A 17,505-nucleotide genomic window follows, 5' to 3' on the forward strand; every position below is an offset into this window, starting at 1 on the left:
ACAGCCATACTCAGCTATTATTTTTTCGTTTTTTTATACGCTTCCTCATACTCAGCAGTAATCCGTGATCCACCGGAGTTTTTCCAGTTTTCTACGGCTGCTTTAAATCCGGCTTCGTCAAGCTCGCCCATAATAAATTTGAAGGAGGCGTCGGTAATGATTTTCTCCAGCTCTGTTCCTTGCTCATTAGCGGTGACTGAATCCAGTGGCACGGTTGGGTCCAGAACAGCAAATTCATTATTTTCACGGACTAATTCATTAGCCAGTTCCTTTTCTGGATTGGCATCTTTTAAGTTATAGGTCACTTCACTTGGTCTGGAGCTTGAAAACGGCTGAACATCTGCTTGCCACAAATCTGTATTCGTAATTTTGAAGGCTCCATCTTTTTCGATTTTATAATGAGTGCCTTCAATACCACCGGTCATATACATATATACATCTTTGTCAATTAAATCATCTACAAATTGCAGCAGTCTCTTCAACTCAGCTTCTGTTTTTACTTCGGATTTTGGAAATGCCAGCAAACCTCCTACCCCGCTTCCTTCAGACCATACATGGTATTTGCCATCTCCATTCGAAATCTTGTTAACCGGTACCAGCTTCAGTCCCTTTTGTAGGCCTTGAGACAAGGTTCTGAGGTTAGAGATATCGATCATGCCTGTATAAATACCTGCTTTACCTTGTGCAAATTGTTGCTGCTGATCCGTTTTAGCGGTTACAGCAAAGTCTTTAGAGAGATATCCATTTTTGTATAATTTATTGGAATACTTTAAGGTCTCCAAATATTGAGGAGTATCAAATTCTGGCGTAAACTTTCCGCTTTCATCTACTTTCCAGCCATTAGGTGTGCCAAAGTAGGAACTTAAAGTTTTGAAGCTGCTGTAGCGTAGATCTGATCTGTCAACAAACCCAGTCGTATCATTTTTTCCATTTCCATCCGGATCATCTTCTGTAAACGCTCTCGCAACTTCATACAACTCATCCAGTGTCGTCGGCACCTTCAGTCCTAAGCGATCCAGCCAATCCTGACGAATGACTAGACCCGCCCGAGCCAGATTCTTCTGGAACGGAACGCCATACAGTACCCCTTCAATGGATGCGGCTTCCCGAACTTCAGGCGGGATCTTCTTCAAATTTTCATAATCATCCAAATACTTTCCTACATCCCAGAATAGCCCTGATTTCAAAGAGCTTCGTACTGAAGAATTTGTCATCATCGTCAGCGTCACCATATCGGCCAATTCGCCGGATGCAAGCGCGGTAGTGATTCTCTCTTCTTTGGAAGCGTCAGGCACCCAATTGAACGTGATTTTAGAATTGGTGTATTCTTCAATTTTGCTTTTGATCGTTTCTGTAGGCGGAGAAGCGGTATGCAATACGTTTAACCAGGTAAATTCCAGTTTGGACTTCGGATCATAGGTTTGGCCGCTTTGATCCTCAGCTCCCTTGTCACCGCAAGCAGCTAAAAAAACACTCATGACCATTAGTACAGCAAGAAGGCCCGATACTCCCTTTTTCGTCGTGATTCCCTTTTTCATCGTGTTTGCTCCTCTTCTGTTTATATATTTATGCCATATCTTCCTCTTTCACCAGAACCTCTCGCTCTATTTTGCTGAACACCTGATGCGTCATCCACATCACGAGATAACCCATAATACTTGCTCCGGCAAAAGTTAGAATTCCTGGGTACAAGCCTAGAATCAATGCAAAAAGCACGACAATGGCTACAAAAAGAACAAGCGTATATTGTAAATACGAAAATCCAATCACTATCGACATTTTGACCTTCAGTCTGATACCTTTCCAATCATAGTGAGCCAGTAGCGGGAAAATGTAGGCCAAAGAGATGAGATACAAAAAGGCTCCAATAAGCGTCACCACACGAACATACCAGGACGAGACATTGACTATATCCACGTAGAGTACGTAACCCACAAGGCTGTAAAGCCCGCCAATGATTGCTGCTTCTTTAAAGCTTTCTCTAAAGTAACGTACAAACGTCGAGAAAATGGCGACTTCCTCATTGCCCCGAATCCACTGCCTTAAAATACTAAGCATAGCAACGGTCGCAGGTCCGACACCTATAAAACCCAAGCCTAGAATCGTCGCAACCGTCCAAAGCAAATTAAGGTAGACCAGGCGCAGCAGGCGCATGCACCATTTGTTCATGTTTTCTACAAACCGTACCATTTTGCATCCTTCCCGTCGTCATTAGTAAACGCCGTCTTCACCAAATTTCTTGGCCAGTCGATTGGAGCCCATAATCAGGATTAAACCTACCACACCTTTAAAAAGTCCTACCGTCGTACTGAAACTTAATTGTCCATTCTTTAAACCCGCAGTATAAATGTAGGTGTCAAAGATTTCGGCAACCTCGCGATTTAATGAGTTCAATAACAGATACATATGCTCAAAGCCCAAATCCAAAGTGCTACCGATTTTCAAAATTAACAATGTAATAATGACCGGGCGAATCGCAGGCAAGGTAACGTGCCATGTCTTTCTCAGGCGTCCAGCTCCGTCCATCTCTGCTGCCTCATACAATTGCGTATCTACCACTGTAATCGCAGATAAATAAATGATGGTAGACCAGCCGAGTTCCTTCCAAATCACTTGCCCGATGTAGACGGTTCGCAGCCATTGGGGAGAAGTTAAGAAGCTGATCTTCTCACCGCCTAGCGCGGCAATCATTTCATTCAGCACCCCACCATCTACGGTTAGGAATACATAAGAAATCGAAACAATGATAACCCATGACATAAAGTGCGGGATGTAGATAATGGTTTGAATAATGTTTTTAAAAAACATCTTCCTAACCTCGTTCAGCATGAGTGCCAAAATGATGGGCAATGGAAAAAAGATTACAATGTTCAATGCGAACAAAACCAGCGTATTGCGAAGCAGCATAAAAAACGTAGGCTCGGTAAACAAACGAATAAAATGCTTCATTCCTACCCATGGACTGCCCGTGATTCCCTGAAAAGCTTGATAATCCTGAAATGCAATCACCAATCCCCCCATAGGAAAATACTTAAAAATAATGAAGTACACCAGTCCGGGTAAAACCATTAAATAGAGCAACTTGTGTTTCTGCATTCGTAAAAGGCTTTCCGTCGTTCTTTTGTTCTTTTTCATTTTCATGTTTGGTGCGGGGACACTTGAAACTTTCATTAGTTCGACCTCCTTCAAACGTTCCTGTATACGTTTTCAAGAGTATGCGATTTTCGGCATTCCGCATATAATCATCAAATGATAGCGTTTACAAAACTGGGTGTGCAGCCTACTTTTCAACCTTATCACCTTAGCTAATGATTACTACACAACCTAATGAGCATCCGCTTATTTCCATGATTAGAGAACACCTCAAGATTTGATTATATACGGAATTCTTTCCTCTTGATAAAGTTGACATGTAAACGATTACGAGGAGGTCAACCACATTGACACAGCCATTACGAAAACAAAAATTACGAAAAAAAGAATCGCTGGGCAGCCGTATTTTCAACATTGTAAACAGTACACTATTGATTCTCATTGCCCTCACTTGTCTCTTACCTTTTTTGAATATCATCGCCAGCTCTTTTGCCTCAACCGAAGAGGTGATAGCCAAGAAGTTCATTTTATTCCCAGTTACTTTTTCCTTGGATGCCTACCGCTATATTCTGTCGACTCCCACCATTTTTAGAGGTCTCGGGGTTTCGGTCGGAGTAACGATCGTCGGTACAGTTGTAAGTATGATATTTACTGCTTTTATGGCTTATGGATTATCCCGAAGATATCTACTTGGCCGCAATACGATTAACTTCATTGTCGTGTTTTCTATGTTGTTTAGTGGGGGGATGATTCCGACATTCCTGGTTGTAAAAAGCATGGGGCTTATCAACTCGTATTGGTCCTTGATTCTTCCCGTGGCCATTAATGCGTTTAACCTGATTATCATGCGTAACTTTTTTCAGGCGCTGCCAGATGATCTGGAGGAATCAGCCAAGATGGACGGGTGCAACGATTTTGGTATCTTCTTTAAAATTATGTTGCCATTAGCCCTGCCTTCTATTGCAACCATCTCTCTATTCTACGCTGTTGCCTACTGGAATACGTATATGCACGCCATTCTCTATATCAATGATTCTGCCAAATGGCCGATTCAAGTCTTGCTACGACAAATTGTAATCGTTTCCAGTGGTATGCAGGCAGAAGGAACTGCTGTAGATGTCATCCCGCCTGCGCAGACGATTAAGATGGCGGTCATTGTCATTGCGACCGTTCCGATGTTAATCGTATATCCATTTGTGCAAAAGCACTTTGTCAAAGGAGCTTTATTAGGCGCGGTAAAAGGCTAATTGGCTTGCTTCATCTTTCGGTAAGCTCCCGGTGTAACCTGTTCTTTTTTCCGAAAAGAGCGGATAAAGTTTTGCGAATTATGATATTGCAGTCGCTCGGCGATTTCTTTAATCGTCATATCTGTCTCAACGAGCCATTTCTTGCCCATTTGTAAGCGGTAGCCCATCAGATATTCACTAAACGTCGTTCCGTATTCTTTTTTGAAAATACTGCTTAAATAATTCGGATTGTAATGAAGTCGGTCTCCAATGAGTTCTAATGATAATTCCTGGTCATATTCAGCACGGATAATAGCAGCAATTTTCTCCGAGAGACAACGGAATTGCTGGTTGGTCTTCTCTTTCATGCTTTTTACCATGGGGAAAATAACTTGCTCTATTAGCATACGTTCTATCTCTTCCGGGTTACGGATGTCCAGCAAACGATGATACAAGGCATGATTGTCTTGCGTCAGCAGCACTTCAATCCCTAATAGTTGCTCCAATTGGATGAGGTTATTCACAAACCGTACCAACAGCACTTCAAAGTTCATGGAATGATTATTTTTTATCATCATTTCCTCTAATAAAGAGTGCACGGTATGATATACCTGCTCTTCGTCCCCTATTCGGATGGCATCAAACAGTTTTGATTCCAATTCCGTAGGATAATGAAGCAGCACCGGACCTGAAATGACCATGGAAATATCTTCATAAAAAATAATCGACTCTTTGCCTAAGTTTAAACGGTGATGCAAAGCTTGCTTGCTCATCTCACAGGCTTCTTTACTTTCTAATAAGTTATCATACACCGTACTAATGCCGATGCTGATGGATACATTCAAATACTCTTTTACGTTTCGAACTAAAAGGGTCGCATCATCTAGGACTTGCTTTCTCATTTCCTGTTCGCTCTTACCTGTCAAAATTAATATGGTGGCCTGAGTGTTATCGTTCAAAATGATGGGAAGCATTCGCTGCTGCTCTGGAATCGTTTCTTCTACGATTTTGTTAATAGCCAGCAGCAAAACATCTTTATCCGAGGGCTCTCGATCTCCCAGATTATCCAGTTGGACTAACAAGGTAATATACATTTGATTCTCGATCTGCGGATAACCCAGGCGTGGCATTTTTCGTGCCAATTCCTCTGCAGAAATACGTTTGCGGAACAGGTTGAGAATCAATTGGGTTTCCAACTGTGGCATTTCGGACTGAATGAGACTTTCCAAGCTTTCCTTCTCGGTTACAATGTTGTCGATGGAATTAATAATCCATTCAATTTCATTTTTAGAAGGTTCATTTTTGAAAGCGAAATTAGGATTTTTAGGCAAGCTTCGTTTTATTTGCTGAAATGGCTTTGTAAAGTAAATGGCAATGAAGTACGCCACTACCACCATTAAGAGCGTTAATACAAGTCCCATCATGATGATTCCGAATTTGGTCGTTTGAAAGGCATCCGCAATTTCTTTCTTATCCAATACCGTTAAGTAAGTCCAATTGTTATAGGCAGATTTGGCGTAAATGACTTGTCGTGCAGGCTGCTGATCCGTTTTCTCCAAAGTTAACATACCTGTGTTGTTCGGCTTCACTGTAGCTTCTGAAATGTGCTGAAGCTGCTGGGTGGACAATAATTGTTCAGCAGGCTGGGTTTCATACATTAAATCGCCTTGTTTATTCAAAATAAAAACAGCCATATGATCCTCGGTTTGAATCGTATGATTTAACGTTTGCAGCGAAATATCCGACAAAGCAATGGCTTGCTTCTTCTTAGAGAATACAGGCAAGGTATTCACAAAACGAATTCCTTTATCTGTTTTAACCCAGAATAGCCCCTTCTCTTGGTGGTCGATATAGGTACTAATCAGCTTTTCTCGTTCCGCTTTCGTCAAATAGGACAGGCTTCCATTGGAGATTCTCCAATTCTGATCCAGACTGATTAGTGAGTATTCCGTTCCTTCTAATCCCATCGTAGCAATATAATTGAGCTGAGTATTCACATTCCGATACGCTATAAAATCTTTTTCTGTAATGGGATTTTTCACAACATCATTAAAGGAACTGGTCGTGCTATACGTATTAAAAGCATATTCAATCGTTTGAATTTTCTGCTCCAGACTATTTCTGATCTGTGCCATGTAGCTTTGCTTGGTATTGGAAACTCTCTCCACAACGGAGCTAATTGTTGTAAAATAGATGTAGCTGCCAAAACTGGCCACCAATCCTACTCCCAAAACCAGAATCGTAATAAAAATAGTGTAGAACATTCTTCCTTTTTTCATTGCGCTCCCCCTCTGGCTCTTTGCTTCACATCAAAATTATAGCGCTTTCATAACAAGGTTTAAATCATTTTTTTCACGTGTGCATTATTTTTTACATCCGTATCATTCCAATTTAAGTCGATTTTGTTTGGTTTGCGGCAGTTAAAAAGAAATTTGGAGGAGTTACTTATGTTACATGTTGTTAGTCCTAAAGAACCGATTATAAAAGGAGAATTTCTGTCAGACACTTCCTTTCTCTCCCTCTATCCCGTAGCAGTTCGTGAAGCTCGTCCTTTTATATTGGTATTACCTGGCGGTGGCTACGAGCATTTGGCCTCACATGAAGGAGAGCCTATAGCTCGGTGGTTGAATGATCTAGGTATTCATGCGGGTGTGCTGGAGTATCAAGTCGGCGATTTCGAGATTACTTCTTTGTTGGAGGATGTAGAACATGCTCTGCAATGGATTCGCCAAACACCGCATGACTGGCTAGTCATTCCTGATCAAGTGGGGCTTATCGGTTTTTCTGCAGGCGGTCACTTGGCCTCCATTGTCTCCACTATAGGGACAGTAAAGCCAGATCTTCTGTTGTTGGGATACCCTGTAATTTCATTTCATGAGCCTTATACACATATCGGAAGCCGTACACATTTTTTAGGTGAACAGCCGACGCCGGAGCAGCTTCAAGCCTTTTCATCCGATCAGCAAGTAACTTCACAGACACCTCCAACTTTGATGTGGACTACAGCTAATGATGGCGCTGTACCAGTAGAAAATAGTCTGTTGTTCGCTTTTTCATTATCCAGAGAACATATTCCGTTTGAACTGCATGTATTTGAGGAAGGAAGACACGGATTGGGACTGTCAGAGGACAACCATGAATGCCATCAATGGCTTAATCTGGCGGAAACTTGGCTTCAAAAACATGGATATGCTCAGGCAAGGCAACAGATGACAACTCGACTGTTTATCGCTGGGGACTCCACTGCAGCTCAAAAAGGGGCTACCGAAAAACCGATGACAGGCTGGGGCGAACACTTGCAAAGCTACTTGGCACCGTCTGTTCATGTGGACAATCGTGCCGTCAATGGACGAAGCACCAAATCTTTTATAGCAGAAGGCCGGTTAGCTGATATTGAAAAAGATATTCAAGCTGGAGATTATCTGTTTATTCAATTTGGACACAACGATGAGAAACAAGAAGACCCCACTCGCTATACCGATCCTGATGGAGAGTATCGTCAAAACTTAATTCAATACATTCAGTCCGCTCGGGAGCGTGGTGGAATTCCAGTGCTATTGACCTCTGTAAGCCGCCGCCGATTCACCGCAGACGGTGAACCTGATCCGTTGGCTGTAGGAGCCTATCCTGCTGCCATGAAAAAAGTAGCCGCGGAAACCAAGACACCCCTGCTCGATATTTTTGAAGCTTCTCAGCAGCTTTATCGTTCAATGGGTGAAAAAGAGTCACAGCAGCTATTTATGCATTTGCCTAAAAAAGCGCATCCTAATTACCCCGCTGGTGTAACAGATAATACCCATTTTTCTGACGAAGGAGCCAAACAGGTCGCCCAGCTTGTAGCGGAAGCCATTCGACAGTGTGCGGAACTGTCTGCATTAAAACAGCGTATCGTAGAAAGGAATCTAGACAGCGATGAGAGGCTTGCACACCAACTTGTAAACTGATTTCAAGAACTAACTAGATACAAACACAAAACGGACTTGGAGCTAATCACTCTGACGTCCGTTTTTTATTCCGTGTGGATCAAAGACTATACAGCTAGGAGAATAGTTCAAAAGTACAGTAGCTTAAAATAAAATTCTTTAATTGTTATATTTTGTATTTCATAGGACTTTAGAATCGTTTTATTGTATTATTTTGACAACTTTTGTCAAATGGAGTGAGGTCTATAACTTTACATGGTATATTTTAGGAGCTCACATCATACATAAGGAGGATTTTTTTATGAAAACCAAGAAAATATTATTATCAACAGCTATGTCTCTGGGACTTATCGGGAGTATTATCGTCCCTAGCGCGTCCGCATCTGTAGGCCCTTCTCCGGTAATTACGCCTGTCGTAGAAGTTAACGGAGTATACTACAGAACGGCTACGTTGCCACGTAATTATTCCTATGCGTTGTCAAATTACCCAGGAGATACTTATAAAGTGGCGAGCGGAAATGTCACCGTCTCCGCTTCCGGGGTGGTAACCACCACTACTGCAACGAATGCAAGAGTTGAGATTTACGGCGGTAACGGTAAATTGAGAATGGTATACACTGTTAAGGTATCTTAAGATAAAAACGGTAAAAATAGCACTGTCCGTTTATTGGGGCAGTGCTATTTTTATGGACGGGCTGATGTCAACCCCTATTCTCATAGCTATTCAATGTCCTGTTCTTTGAATTCTAAAGATCATGTTTAAACCGAATCCAATTAAAACGAGGCCCGAATGAATAAGAACACCAGTAGTTATACCTAGTGCAATTTTGATACCATCCTTTTTACCATCAGTGAGTGTTCGCTTTGTGATTAATGCAAAATCAATCCCCGGTGACATGACTATGAAAATAAGTAATATCACAAAAGCTAATATGTCATTCATGAATGTGCCTCCATTAATTTAAATTTTGGATACATAATATTAACGCGTTGCTGTTCTTTTTTCAACCACCATAGTCATCCTCCTGCGGTATGTAATGAACAATTTATTATTATGATAAAATTGAGATTAAGTTGAGATTAAGTTTATTAATTTTAGATGTAGCTACTAGATGATCAACACTTTCACCAAGCCATATTCAAACACTAGGATTAGCAAAAAGATCACTGGTGCTTCCCATGACCAGTGATCTTTTTATTTTCAGATCCTTCATAGCTGGCAACTAAGTAAAATTTGCACCAAAAACCTGTTTGATACATATGGATGAATGAACTAATTTTTTAAAGGGGAATGATTTTGTATGTATGGTATTGGCTATAATTCTGGTCCTGTATTTAGACAAAGAATTTCACTACAGCAAGCACAAGAAATAGCCCTTAGAAATGTGCCTGGGCAAGTTGTTCATGTAGGCATGGATTTAGAGAATGGAATTTTCATTTATGAAATTTTCATTTTGACACCACAAAACAAAATATTTGAGGTTGAGGTAGTTGCCAAAACAGGACGGATAATAAAGATTGAAGAAGAAGATGATTTTGATTGATACCTTCGGATTGCAACAACCTTCTTCCAATTCATATTTGAGTCAGAGGAGATGGAGTGAAGAAAAATATCGTGGATGAAGATTCGTGTGGTGTGGCAACGTGGGATTCGAAATTTAGAGAGACGTTACGACGATATTCTAACACTTGATCAAATCCAACAATTTCGTCGAACAGATAATTTCTCGCAAGGGTACAGGACTTTAATATGCTAGCAAAGAAGCAGTCGGTTGGATAACTTCCTTCCGATTGTTTTTTCGCCTATGGGTATTACACGTAGTTGTTTTACATATAACTTATGATTCAACTAATTGAAAACGATAGTTCAATAAACACGATAAGACGGCAGACGATAAACTGGCTGTCGTTTTATCAACTAACGTGCAGTATAGCATAACAAAGTATAGCTTCTGTTATACTGAGAATAACAATTATCTGAAGAGCTTATGTATGATTACCATATCCAAAGAACAATTAATTGAATGCTTTAAATCTGTTCTTCAGCAAGGATTTTGAAAACCAAGTCAACATGGCGGAACACGCCGCATTACTGGTTTGGGTTCATCTGATCCGTTGGATACAGATGATACTATGTGGAAAAAAACCGAACTAAGATCTTAGATTAAAGCTCTCGTTACAAAAGATGTAAAATATCGTCATATTCCAAGGAATTAACATGATACTGTAGATTTAAATTGTAGAATTAAAAAGGGGACAATTTCTAAATAATTAATGGGGATCAGAAATGGATAGCTGATGTAATTATTGGTGATTTAGTACAAACTCGTGTTGGACAAGACAAGTTTAAAGTTATGTATATTATAAGAGGTGTCGGCGATGAAATTAGTTACGGCGGCCATTATTCACAATGATGACGAATTTTTAATCACCAGACGAGGCCCCGACAACAAACATGCTGGTAAGTGGGAATTTCCTGGTGGAAAGCTTGAAATCGATGAAACACTTGAAGAATGTATTAAACGTGAGATCAAAGAAGAACTTGGAATTGATATTGAGGTTGGTCAACAATTTGGAGAGTCTGTTTATTCATATGGTCATGGTTCAATAAAATTAATTGCATTTTGGACAACGTGGGTATCTGGTGAAATTCAATTAATAGATCATGATCAATTACGTTGGGTCAACAAAGAAACAATACTCCAATATGATTTCTTACCTGCAGATTTACCATTTGTGATGCAGCTTAGTAAGGGCGATAAACCTCGACAATAAATTCACGTTAACAAATATGTTAGCAAATTATAATCGCCCCTTATAAATGCTACTTCCCTCCATTTTCTAACCCTCTATAAACAACAAAAAAACCCTTGCTACGCAAGGGTTTTTGAGGAAATGGGCCCTGAGGGACTCGAACCCCCGACCAATCGGTTATGAGCCGACCGCTCTAACCAACTGAGCTAAGGGCCCTCAAAAAAATTTGTATATTCACGTTACATATTCATAACAGCAACGTTAATTAATATACAACATTTTCTTGTGTTTCGTCAATAGTCTTTCGAAAATTTTCTTTTATAAAATTATTTTTGTGGACTTACGGAATAAATCGGACACCATAACGACCTTTGCGCGAGCGGTACACCTCCACTGCGCGGGGATCATTGTAGCCATACATCCAGCCGTCGTGTTCCAACCTTTTTGCCAGACATCCTGCCTGAAATTTAGTCGTGTACAGTCTGCCATAGTAAATCCAATACATCCGAGCTCCCTCTTTTCACATGATGGTAGGAGTAGTGTAACCGGATCGAATTCGATTTACACGGCCTGAGCCATAACAATCTACAATAGTTAGCAATGAGTACGAATCGTTCTAATCATTAGCTCTGTTGTCCCCTATAGCTCATCTTATTTGCCAAAGGAAGCCGGGTCCTGACGCCAAGAACGCAGCAGTTCCATCTCTTCTTCCTGAATGGTTCCTTCACGCAAGGCAACATTCATCAGAGCTGTATAATTGGACAAGCTTTGCAGCTCCACACCTGCTTCTTCAAAAGCTTGAGTCGCTTTGTCTAGCTGGTAGCTGAAAATAGCTAGTACCGCTAACGGCTGAGCGCCTGCTTGTGCTACAGCCTGCGCTGCTTTAATGGAGCTGCCTCCTGTAGAAATGAGATCCTCGATGACCATAACCTTTTGTCCTGCGCTGATGCGGCCTTCAATTTGGTTCTCTTTCCCATGTCCTTTGGCTTTGTCCCTTACATAGGCCATTGGCAGATTTAGCTTTTGCGCCACCCAGGCCGCATGAGGAATCCCTGCTGTAGCTGTCCCTGCAATGACTTCGGTTTCGGGATATTGCTCACGAATGAGGGCAGCAAATGAGTCTGCGATCAGCTCGCGCACCTCCGGGTAGGACATAGTCAGGCGATTGTCGCAGTAAATTGGCGATTTAATGCCGGATGTCCATGTAAAAGGCTGCTGCGGGCGCAATGCCACCGCCTGGATACGTAACAGATGGGATGCAATTTGCTCGGGTATATTATTCAATGTGGTCATACTTGTATCATCTCCTTAATAATGTGTTCCGCTGCGGCGCGTGGGTCTGCTGCTGCGGTGATAGGACGTCCAACGACAATGTAGCTGCTGCCTTGGGCCATGGCTTGTCCAGGTGTAAGCACACGCGATTGATCGCCTGTAGCACTACCTGCCGGGCGTATGCCAGGGGTTATCGTCTTAAATTCTGATCCACATACAGCACGAATGGCAGGCACTTCCAAAGGGGATGCTACCACACCATCCAATCCCGCCTCACGGGTCAGTTGTGCGTAACGAACCACTACATCCTGTACCGTACCAGGAATACCTAACTCCTTATTCATAGTCGTCTGATCCGTGCTGGTCAGCTGTGTGACTGCAATAATGAGCGGCATGGAAAGCGAGCTGTCTGCGGAAATAGCTGCTTCTGCACCAGCTTTAGCGGCTGACATCATATTAACGCCCCCAGCAGCATGTACGTTGAACATATCCACACCTAGGCGGGTAATGCTCTCTGCCCCTCCCCGCACCGTGTTAGGGATATCATGCATTTTCAAATCCAGAAATACGGAGTATCCTCTGGACTTTAGCTGTTCTACAAAAGCTGGCCCTGCACTATAAAACAGTTGCATACCTACTTTTATATAACAGGGAATCCCCTCTAGCTGCCGAATTAACTGCTCAGCCTGTTGTGCATTGGGATAATCTAATGCAACCATCAGCCGTCCTGCCATCTGCTGAAATGCTCCATTCACCGTTCTACATCCCCTTTTCGCGTCAATTCGGGTACATTTGCCCGTGATAAAGGACATCCGTCAGCCGAAGCTGATGAATGTCCTTCCCTGTGCTACTTATTTCCTCACATCTATTCGTAACGCATTATTTGCTCAGGACTGGCATGGATTCGGATGTGAAATTGATCGTTTCCAGCATTCTTAGCAAAGCGCGTACTGTATCCAATGAGGTCATGCAGACGATGCCATTCTCAACTGCTTCACGGCGGATACGGAATCCATCACGCTCTGGCGTTTTGCCTTTGGTCAGCGTATTGAAGACAAAGTTGGCTTCACCCGTACGGATCATATCCAGGATGTTTGGGTTCCCTTCGCTCAGCTTGTTGATCGTGTTCACTGGAATGTTGGCCTGCTTCATAGCAGCCGCCGTTCCACCTGTTGCAATAATTTTATAGCCCAGTCTGTAAAAGCCCTGCATCAACTCGACAGCTTCTTCCTTGTCCTTATCCGCCACTGTAATGATGATCGCCCCAGTGGATGGAATTTTCATACCAGCCCCCACAAGTCCTTTGTACAGGGCTTTGGCATACTGAATGTCGCGTCCCATAACTTCACCTGTCGATTTCATTTCCGGGCCCAGCGTCGGCTCTACACGGCGCAGTTTGGCAAAGGAGAATACCGGAACCTTAACCGAGACATAATTACTCTCAGGCCATAGACCTTCTGAATAGCCTGCATCTTTAAGCTTACCGCCCAAAATAGCCTGTGTAGCCAGATTCGCCATCGGGATATTTGTTACTTTACTCAAGAAAGGAACTGTCCGCGAGGAGCGAGGATTAACCTCGATCACGTACACCTCATCTTGATGAATAACAAACTGGATATTTACCAGACCGATCGTTTTCAATTCCTTAGCGATGCTGATTGTAATTTCCACAATTTTTTGTTTCAGCTCGGCAGACAAGTGCTGTGGTGGATACACCGCGATCGAGTCACCTGAGTGAACCCCGGCCCGTTCTACATGCTCCATAATGCCTGGTACCAATACTGTCTCGCCGTCGCAGATGGCGTCGACCTCAACTTCTTTACCCAGCATATAACGGTCGATGAGCACCGGATGCTCTGGATTGATTTTAACCGCTTCTTCCATGTACCGCAGCAATTCCGTATCTGAGTACACGATTTCCATAGCGCGCCCGCCCAAGACGTAGGATGGCCGTACCAAAACCGGATAGCCTAGCGCCTGTGCGGTTCCTACTGCTTCATCTACCGATGTGACCGTGTTGCCTTTAGGCTGTGCGATAGCCAAACGAGATAAAAGTTGCTCGAACTTTTTCCGGTCTTCCGCTTCATCGATACTTTCCAGACTCGTACCCAAAATATTCACGCCTGCCGCACTCAGCGGAGCTGCGAGATTAATGGCCGTTTGACCACCGAACTGGACGATAACCCCAATCGGTTTTTCCTGCTCGATGACATTCATGACATCTTCGAAAAAGAGCGGTTCAAAGTAGAGGCGGTCGGATGTGTTAAAGTCCGTAGATACCGTCTCCGGGTTGTTATTGATAATCACTGCTTCGTAGCCCGCTTTTTGAATAGCCCATACCGCATGTACGGTGGAGTAATCAAATTCAATCCCTTGCCCGATCCGAATCGGTCCAGAGCCGAGTACGATAACTTTCTCTTTGCTAGATGGAATCACTTCATTTTCCACCTCGTAAGAGGAGTAGTAGTACGGAGTTGTGGCTTCAAACTCGGCTGCGCACGTATCTACCATTTTGTAGACCGGACGCAGGTTTTGAGCTAGACGAAATTCACGTACCTCACGCTCGGTTATCATACTGTCGTTTTGGCCCATACTGCGAATCTCGGCGATCGAGCGGTCGGTAAAACCTTTACGTTTGGCCTGATAGAGTGTTTCGTAGGTCAGCTCAGACTCTCCAGCGATGATGGCTTCGAACTTGACGATTCCCTCTACCTTATCGAGGAACCACCAGTCAATTTTCGTCAAATCTTGAATCTCCTGCTGCTGCCAGCCGCGACGGAACGCCTCGGCTACCAAGAACAACCGCTCATCATCTGCTTTAATCAGGCGATCCTGGAGTACGTCATCAGACAGCTGTTCGGCTCCCTTAAGATGCAGACGGTGTACACCGATTTCCAACGACCGTACCGCTTTATGGATGGATTCCTCGAATGTGCGTCCGATGGCCATGACTTCACCCGTTGCTTTCATTTGCGTGCCCAGCTTGCGGTTGGCAGAAATGAATTTGTCAAATGGCCAGCGTGGTATTTTGCTCACGATGTAATCCAGTGTTGGCTCAAAGCAAGCATACGTTTGTCCCGTTACCGGATTCACAATTTCATCCAACGTGTAGCCCAGTGCGATTTTGGCAGCCATTTTAGCAATCGGATATCCGGTTGCCTTGGAAGCCAGTGCCGAGGAGCGACTTACGCGCGGGTTTACTTCAATTACATAGTATTGATAGCTGTGCGGATCAAGCGCAAACTGTACATTACAGCCGCCTTCGATATTGAGGGCGCGGATAATTTTCAGAGAAGCGGAGCGCAGCATCTGGTATTCGCGATCTGACAGCGTCTGACTCGGAGCTACGACGATACTGTCGCCAGTATGCACGCCGACTGGATCAAAGTTCTCCATATTACAGACAACGATGCAGTTATCATTGCCGTCACGCATGACCTCATATTCGACTTCCTTCATACCTGCGATACTCTTTTCCACCAAACATTGTCCGATTGGACTGTATCTCAACCCAGAACTGACGGTTTCACGCAGTTCTTCTTCTGTAGAGCAGATACCACCGCCTGTTCCCCCTAGCGTATAAGCCGGGCGAACGATAATTGGATAACCGATTTCGTTAGCAAATTCTAATGATTCTTCCAAGGTTGTTACAATTACACTCTCCGGTACAGGTTGTTCCAACTCGCGCATCAAATCACGGAACAGATCACGATCTTCGGCTTTTTCTATAGAATTCAGTTGAGTTCCCAGCAGCTTGACGTTTTCACGCTCCAGCACTCCGGCGCGAGCCAGTTCCACTGCCATATTCAGACCTGTCTGTCCTCCCAGCGTAGGAAGCAGCCCATCTGGACGCTCTTGACGGATAATCTGTGTTACAAAATCAAGTGTAATCGGCTCGATGTATACTTTGTCTGCCATGTTGGTGTCTGTCATGATGGTTGCCGGATTACTGTTGATCAGTACTACCTCGACGCCTTCTTCTTTGAGCGCTTGACAAGCTTGTGTACCAGCGTAATCAAATTCTGCTGCCTGACCAATGACGATAGGACCGGAACCGATCACAAGTATTTTTTTAAGTTCTGTATTTTTCGGCATATTAGCGCTCTCCTCTCACTGCGGCGGCGATAGCAGCCTGACGCGGTTGCTTTGGATGATTTCTTTTGTGCTCACGGATCATGTCCAGAAAGCGGTCAAACAGGTAGCCATTATCGTAAGGTCCTGGTGCAGCCTCTGGATGATATTGCACCGAAAACGCGGGATACTTGGTATGTTTAAGACCTTCAATCGTTTTATCGTTGTTATTAATATGCGTCACTTCAAGCTCAGTACCTTGGATCGAATCCTCATTCACCGTGTAGCCGTGATTTTGTGATGTGATAAAGCAGCGTCCGCTCTCCAGTTCTTTCACCGGATGGTTACCACCGCGATGTCCGAATTTCAGCTTTTCCGTATCCGCGCCGGAAGCTAAAGCGAACAACTGGTGTCCCAAGCAAATTCCGAAAATTGGGTATTCCCCTAACAGTTCAGCTACCGTACGAACGGCATGGGGTACGTCTTTTGGGTCTCCAGGGCCGTTAGACAGCTGGATACCGTCCGGGTCCAAGCGACGAATTTCCTCAGCCGTCGTATCATGTGGAACGACAACTACATCGCAGTCCCGTTTGTTCAGTTCGCGCAAAATGCCGCTTTTGGCACCGTAGTCAATCAATACGATCCGCTCTCCGTTGCCAGGACTGCTGTACGGATGAGGTGTGGAAGTCATAGGAACCTGATTGCGCAGTTCTTCAATGGTCAAGTCAGACATCATTTCTTTCAGTTCTTCCAGCGGCTGGGAACCAGTCGTCAAAATGCCCTTCATCGTGCCGTGATGGCGAATAATCCGGGTAAGCATGCGGGTGTCGATATCGCTAATGCCAATGATGCCATATTCCTTCAGCAAATCGCCCACGCTGTATTGAGCACGCCAGTTACTTGGCGCTGCCTCGTAATGTCTAACAGCAAAGCCATGGACATAAGGCCGTACCGATTCAAAGTCATCACGAGTAATTCCATAGTTGCCAATCAGCGGGTAAGTCATCGTTACGATTTGTCCGCAGTAAGAGGGATCAGTCAGCACCTCTTGATAGCCTGTAATCCCTGTGTTGAAAACGACCTCGCCTGTTTTATCACCTTCCGCACCAAATGATGTGCCTGTAAACAGCGTGCCGTCCTGAAGTAACAATCTTGCCTGCATCCCG

At 43.6% G+C, this 17,505-nt stretch carries 15 protein-coding genes and 1 tRNA gene; 5 read left to right on the forward strand and 11 right to left on the reverse strand.

The genetic code is table 11. The annotated features are described in order from the left end of the window. Positions 1 to 17 precede the first annotated feature (17 nt). The 3 genes from WA407_RS20820 to WA407_RS20830 are packed head-to-tail and all read right to left on the reverse strand — an operon-like array spanning position 18 to position 3,171. The gene (locus WA407_RS20820) at positions 18 to 1,538 is read right to left on the reverse strand and encodes an extracellular solute-binding protein (protein ID WP_028540499.1); all 1,521 of its coding nucleotides are present in this window, start codon (positions 1,536 to 1,538) and stop codon (positions 18 to 20) included. Positions 1,539 to 1,566: 28 nt separating this feature from the next. Beyond that, on the reverse strand, positions 1,567 to 2,190 hold the full coding sequence (locus tag WA407_RS20825; protein WP_013311055.1) for a YesL family protein: 624 nt from the start codon (positions 2,188 to 2,190) through the stop codon (positions 1,567 to 1,569). 21 nt (positions 2,191 to 2,211) lie between these two features. Beyond that, positions 2,212 to 3,171, reverse strand: a complete 960-nt coding sequence (locus tag WA407_RS20830) for an ABC transporter permease (RefSeq protein ID WP_023989418.1) — start codon at positions 3,169 to 3,171, stop codon at positions 2,212 to 2,214. A gap of 269 nt (positions 3,172 to 3,440) precedes the next feature. On the opposite strand from WA407_RS20830, the gene WA407_RS20835 reads away from it, so the two are divergent. Then, positions 3,441 to 4,340 (forward strand): carbohydrate ABC transporter permease, encoded by a 900-nt coding sequence (locus WA407_RS20835; protein ID WP_013311057.1) that lies wholly within the window; start codon positions 3,441 to 3,443, stop codon positions 4,338 to 4,340. Here the strand turns inward: WA407_RS20835 and WA407_RS20840 are convergent. Further along, positions 4,337 to 6,598: a helix-turn-helix domain-containing protein gene (locus tag WA407_RS20840; RefSeq protein ID WP_235309414.1), complete on the reverse strand. Its 2,262-nt coding sequence runs from the start codon at positions 6,596 to 6,598 to the stop codon at positions 4,337 to 4,339. The two genes, WA407_RS20835 and WA407_RS20840, sit on opposite strands and share 4 nt — an antisense overlap. Before the next feature lie 168 nt (positions 6,599 to 6,766). On the opposite strand from WA407_RS20840, the gene WA407_RS20845 reads away from it, so the two are divergent. Then, the gene (locus tag WA407_RS20845; protein WP_235309412.1) at positions 6,767 to 8,263 is read left to right on the forward strand and encodes a GDSL-type esterase/lipase family protein; all 1,497 of its coding nucleotides are present in this window, start codon (positions 6,767 to 6,769) and stop codon (positions 8,261 to 8,263) included. A 280-nt stretch (positions 8,264 to 8,543) separates the two neighbouring features. Beyond that, positions 8,544 to 8,876, forward strand: a complete 333-nt coding sequence (locus WA407_RS20850) for a hypothetical protein (protein ID WP_025718617.1) — start codon at positions 8,544 to 8,546, stop codon at positions 8,874 to 8,876. A 90-nt stretch (positions 8,877 to 8,966) separates the two neighbouring features. On the opposite strand, the gene WA407_RS20855 is transcribed toward WA407_RS20850, so the two are convergent. Then, positions 8,967 to 9,185 (reverse strand): LysE family transporter, encoded by a 219-nt coding sequence (locus WA407_RS20855; RefSeq protein ID WP_235309410.1) that lies wholly within the window; start codon positions 9,183 to 9,185, stop codon positions 8,967 to 8,969. A gap of 358 nt (positions 9,186 to 9,543) precedes the next feature. On the opposite strand from WA407_RS20855, the gene WA407_RS20860 reads away from it, so the two are divergent. Together WA407_RS20860 and WA407_RS20865 are read left to right on the forward strand one after the other, a co-directional pair. Beyond that, entirely contained in the window at positions 9,544 to 9,786 is a 243-nt protein-coding gene (locus WA407_RS20860; RefSeq protein WP_235309408.1) for a PepSY domain-containing protein, read from the forward strand. An 835-nt stretch (positions 9,787 to 10,621) separates the two neighbouring features. After that, on the forward strand, positions 10,622 to 11,017 hold the full coding sequence (locus tag WA407_RS20865) for a (deoxy)nucleoside triphosphate pyrophosphohydrolase (RefSeq protein WP_235309406.1): 396 nt from the start codon (positions 10,622 to 10,624) through the stop codon (positions 11,015 to 11,017). A gap of 121 nt (positions 11,018 to 11,138) precedes the next feature. Here the strand turns inward: WA407_RS20865 and WA407_RS20870 are convergent. The 6 genes from WA407_RS20870 to carA all read right to left on the reverse strand — a co-directional run bounded on the left by WA407_RS20870 (position 11,139) and on the right by carA (position 17,501). Continuing rightward, positions 11,139 to 11,212, reverse strand: a tRNA-Ile gene (locus tag WA407_RS20870). A gap of 124 nt (positions 11,213 to 11,336) precedes the next feature. Next, positions 11,337 to 11,501 carry a hypothetical protein gene (locus WA407_RS20875; RefSeq protein ID WP_014282411.1) on the reverse strand — a complete coding sequence of 55 codons (165 nt, stop codon included), beginning with the start codon at positions 11,499 to 11,501 and terminating at the stop codon, positions 11,337 to 11,339. A gap of 146 nt (positions 11,502 to 11,647) precedes the next feature. Continuing rightward, positions 11,648 to 12,289, reverse strand: a complete 642-nt coding sequence (pyrE, locus tag WA407_RS20880; RefSeq protein ID WP_336078284.1) for an orotate phosphoribosyltransferase — start codon at positions 12,287 to 12,289, stop codon at positions 11,648 to 11,650. After that, positions 12,286 to 13,080, reverse strand: coding sequence for an orotidine-5'-phosphate decarboxylase (pyrF, locus tag WA407_RS20885; RefSeq protein WP_336078285.1), 795 nt, complete (start codon positions 13,078 to 13,080; stop codon positions 12,286 to 12,288). Before pyrF ends, pyrE begins: the two co-directional genes overlap by 4 nt. Positions 13,081 to 13,147: 67 nt before the next feature. After that, complete coding sequence (gene carB / locus WA407_RS20890) at positions 13,148 to 16,363, reverse strand: carbamoyl-phosphate synthase large subunit (protein WP_235309404.1); 3,216 nt, start codon at positions 16,361 to 16,363, stop codon at positions 13,148 to 13,150. Between the two features lies 1 nt (position 16,364). Then, positions 16,365 to 17,501 (reverse strand): glutamine-hydrolyzing carbamoyl-phosphate synthase small subunit, encoded by a 1,137-nt coding sequence (carA, locus tag WA407_RS20895; RefSeq protein WP_336078286.1) that lies wholly within the window; start codon positions 17,499 to 17,501, stop codon positions 16,365 to 16,367. Positions 17,502 to 17,505: the final 4 nt, after the last annotated feature.

The sequence above is a fragment of the Paenibacillus sp. 203 genome (assembly GCF_037027525.1).
GTDB classification, from domain to species: Bacteria; Bacillota; Bacilli; order Paenibacillales; family Paenibacillaceae; genus Paenibacillus; species Paenibacillus polymyxa_B.

Bases quoted from the DNA above. Each gene is read 5' to 3' on its own strand.
- WA407_RS20820 (WP_028540499.1), bottom strand. From the start codon at position 1,538: ATGAAAAAGGGAATCACGACGAAAAAGGGAGTATCGGGCCTTCTTGCT.
- WA407_RS20825 (WP_013311055.1), bottom strand. From the start codon at position 2,190: ATGGTACGGTTTGTAGAAAACATGAACAAATGGTGCATGCGCCTGCTG.
- WA407_RS20830 (WP_023989418.1), bottom strand. From the start codon at position 3,171: ATGAAAGTTTCAAGTGTCCCCGCACCAAACATGAAAATGAAAAAGAAC.
- WA407_RS20840 (WP_235309414.1), bottom strand. From the start codon at position 6,598: ATGAAAAAAGGAAGAATGTTCTACACTATTTTTATTACGATTCTGGTT.
- WA407_RS20845 (WP_235309412.1), top strand. From the start codon at position 6,767: ATGTTACATGTTGTTAGTCCTAAAGAACCGATTATAAAAGGAGAATTT.
- WA407_RS20850 (WP_025718617.1), top strand. From the start codon at position 8,544: ATGAAAACCAAGAAAATATTATTATCAACAGCTATGTCTCTGGGACTT.
- WA407_RS20855 (WP_235309410.1), bottom strand. From the start codon at position 9,185: ATGAATGACATATTAGCTTTTGTGATATTACTTATTTTCATAGTCATG.
- WA407_RS20860 (WP_235309408.1), top strand. From the start codon at position 9,544: ATGTATGGTATTGGCTATAATTCTGGTCCTGTATTTAGACAAAGAATT.
- WA407_RS20865 (WP_235309406.1), top strand. From the start codon at position 10,622: ATGAAATTAGTTACGGCGGCCATTATTCACAATGATGACGAATTTTTA.
- WA407_RS20875 (WP_014282411.1), bottom strand. From the start codon at position 11,501: ATGTATTGGATTTACTATGGCAGACTGTACACGACTAAATTTCAGGCA.
- pyrE (WP_336078284.1), bottom strand. From the start codon at position 12,289: ATGACCACATTGAATAATATACCCGAGCAAATTGCATCCCATCTGTTA.
- pyrF (WP_336078285.1), bottom strand. From the start codon at position 13,080: ATGTCCTTTATCACGGGCAAATGTACCCGAATTGACGCGAAAAGGGGA.
- carB (WP_235309404.1), bottom strand. From the start codon at position 16,363: ATGCCGAAAAATACAGAACTTAAAAAAATACTTGTGATCGGTTCCGGT.
- carA (WP_336078286.1), bottom strand. From the start codon at position 17,501: ATGCAGGCAAGATTGTTACTTCAGGACGGCACGCTGTTTACAGGCACA.